This is a genomic window from Salinimicrobium gaetbulicola (assembly GCF_042676025.1).
Classification (GTDB): Bacteria; Bacteroidota; Bacteroidia; order Flavobacteriales; family Flavobacteriaceae; genus Salinimicrobium; species Salinimicrobium gaetbulicola.
Window position 1 is genome coordinate 1 of sequence record NZ_JBHTJP010000018.1, and the last position, 2,746, is coordinate 2,746.

General features: G+C 32.4%; 3 protein-coding genes. All 3 read right to left on the reverse strand.

Going from position 1 to position 2,746, the window contains the following annotated elements; genetic code table 11:
- Positions 1-234: 234 nt before the first annotated feature.
- Entirely contained in the window at positions 235-930 is a 696-nt protein-coding gene (locus ACFQ1G_RS01290) for a hypothetical protein (RefSeq protein WP_380736429.1), read from the reverse strand.
- Positions 931-1,091: 161 nt separating this feature from the next.
- The gene (locus tag ACFQ1G_RS01295; RefSeq protein ID WP_380736430.1) at positions 1,092-1,670 is read right to left on the reverse strand and encodes a hypothetical protein; all 579 of its coding nucleotides are present in this window, start codon (positions 1,668-1,670) and stop codon (positions 1,092-1,094) included.
- Positions 1,671-2,197: 527 nt separating this feature from the next.
- Positions 2,198-2,503 carry a hypothetical protein gene (locus tag ACFQ1G_RS01300; RefSeq protein ID WP_380736431.1) on the reverse strand — a complete coding sequence of 102 codons (306 nt, stop codon included), beginning with the start codon at positions 2,501-2,503 and terminating at the stop codon, positions 2,198-2,200.
- Positions 2,504-2,746: the final 243 nt, after the last annotated feature.

The window sequence follows — 2,746 nt, forward strand, 5'->3', positions numbered from 1 at the left end:
CTTTTAGCGTGTATTTCTTTCCATCGTATTTTTCAATAAGTTTTTTCAAGTCTATTGATCAATTTTAAATTTTATTGTGCCTTAGCATAAATGACACACAACGTACCCGGTTAACGCAAGTAGCGGACCTGGGAAACGATTATTTGTCGGTTAAGTTATCTTTTTAAAGGTAGTCAAAAATATCATTTTAGAAGGATCTACCGCTATTTGCTCGTTAACCGATGTTGGCTACAGTTATTTTTTTATTAGCTTCTTTAATCTTTCCAAGGTTTCCACAAATGATTTTTCAATTTTCTTATTTTTCTCAACACTTCTATCATTTGCTAGAATTGCATAATCTTTAGTCAAATCCAGAGCTTTCCTGGAAATTTTCATAAACTCAATAATATTTTTTGCTGCAATTTCACCATCTAAATCACTTATTCTGTCGTAATATCTTTTAAGACTATCAGTAATGTGTCCAGCTGTATGATGTCTTGTTTTTTCTATTTTTTTGTATTCTGAGCTAGTTTTAAATTTATCTATATCCTCAATCAACTCTTTTAAATTCTTTGATAAACTTGGATAGTCTTTAGTAATAGATTTTTCTATAAGAAAATCATTTTTTGATGGCTTAAGCCTATTTAAGGTTTCGTGGATTATCAAATAAGAGTTTTTTATGAAGAAAACTTTTTCCCAATCAGTCTTTGCTAAGATTAGATGTTTAAGATTTACCGCTAGATCCAGAGTTGAAATTGTTAAATAGCCGTTGTAATTATTTAGATTTTCAATTTCATCAAAATCCTCAAAATCTGTTTTAGGATTAGCTTTTTTAATTAATCTTTTAGCTTCCTCTAAAAGTCCAACTTGCTGTCTTAAATAGTTAAGATGATTGGTATGAAAGTCAATGCTTTTTTCACATTCAATTAGAAGTTTGTTGAAATTACTCATTTTTAGTGCAGAGGGTGTTTCATAATTGTAGCCAACGTTCCCGGTTAACGCAAGTAGCGGACCTGGGAAACGATTATAGATCGATTAAGTTATCTTTTAAAGGTAGTCAAAAATGTCATTTTTAATTAGTCTGCAGCTATTTGCTCGTTAACCGATGTTGCCTACTGTATATGTTGCTCGTAATAATTGTAAAGAAGATCTAAAAAGAGTTTTCTGTAAATAAGATTTTTGAATTTTTCCTCAGGTATTTCTTCCAGAGCATTTTCTAAATAAGGACTTTTTATATTCATTTTTCCATACGCTTCATATTCATTGAATGCTTGTCCGAATTTAAATTGCCAACTATCCTCTTTGAAAAGTTTTAATCTATGATATAAAATTCCATAGCAGGTTATAAATTGCATTGTTGGGAAAAGTAAATCAGGATTAAAGCCAATTTCAGACTCAAATTTTTCAAAAAACTCAAGATCTATATCAGAATTCAAAAGTTTTATATATCCCTTTTTACTTATTTCTTCTAAATAACCTTCTTTAATTAATTCGTTTTCCAAAAGGTTATGAATATTTTCCTTTTGAAATAATAAAGTATCGACAGGAAAAGATAGATTGGCTAAACGATCATATTTTTCATCAGTACATTTTTCAAATTTTTGATCGAATAGAATACCTGACTGTTTCTTGGTAGAAGCGCAAGAAATTAAAAAAATCGAAAAGATTGGAAGCAGAAATTTTCTAAACATATATTGTAGGCAACGTCTACGGTTAACAAAAGTGGCGTGTAGGGAAGGATCCACTTTCCGGCGTAACGTTTTTTATTATGGAAATAAATGTAGGAAAATATCTCTCAAAAAAGCCATTTTAGTTAACCGATGTTGCGGCAAGTTTAGAATCAGCAGTGTCTTCTCCAGAACAGAGTTAATTTTCATTTTTTCCAAAAGGTCCGGCAAACACTGTCCGCTGCCTTTGCGGCTGAGTAAGAATCCGCTTCGTGGTGGAAAAGGACAGTTGCCGTTATAGTCTCTAAAGTGGCTTTTAATAACTGGCTTGTCGGACTGAAAATTAAGGCTGGCAAGTTTCAGAAACCTTTCCTCTCAAAAATGGCAAAATAGCAATGACTTTTAATTTGCTGCAACGTTCCCGGTTAACGAAAGTGGCGTGTAGGGAAGGATTCACTTTCCGGCATTACGGGTTGTTCTTATGGAAATAAATGTAGCAAATTATCTCTCAAAAAAGCCATTTTTGATAACCGCTGTTACCCAAAGTATTTTTATGTCAGCTCAATCCATAACTCAATAGAAAAGAAAAAAATTAGGAGTATTTCGGCAAAGTAAAATATCCAGTTTAATTTGATCAGTTTTATTAAGACCAGATCTATTAAAAGTCCGATAAATCCGGCTGAAAGTAGTCCGATCATATAAACCATTCCCCAGCCCTCAGCTTGAGTCAGAGTTTCCCAGTTAAAAATAATATATCCAACACACGCAAAAATGTAAAGAACAGAAAAGACTTTGAGAGGTGTCAGTTTCTTCATTGTTTTACTTTGAGACTTATTCGAATTTAAAGCAGTGTCCATTTTTTATATTTTGGGTAACGTACCCGGTTAACGCAAGTAGCGGAGTAGGGGACGCGAATTTTTCGGTTAAGTTATCTTTTTAAAGGTAGTCAAAAATGTCATTTTTGCAGGATCGTCCGCTATTTGCTTCGTTAACCGATGTTGGCACCAGTAATTTTCACACGGCTAACTACCATTTCCATTACCAGATCATCAATTTATCTCTATTCTTATTATAAGCAAGAATTGTTATATTTTCATAAA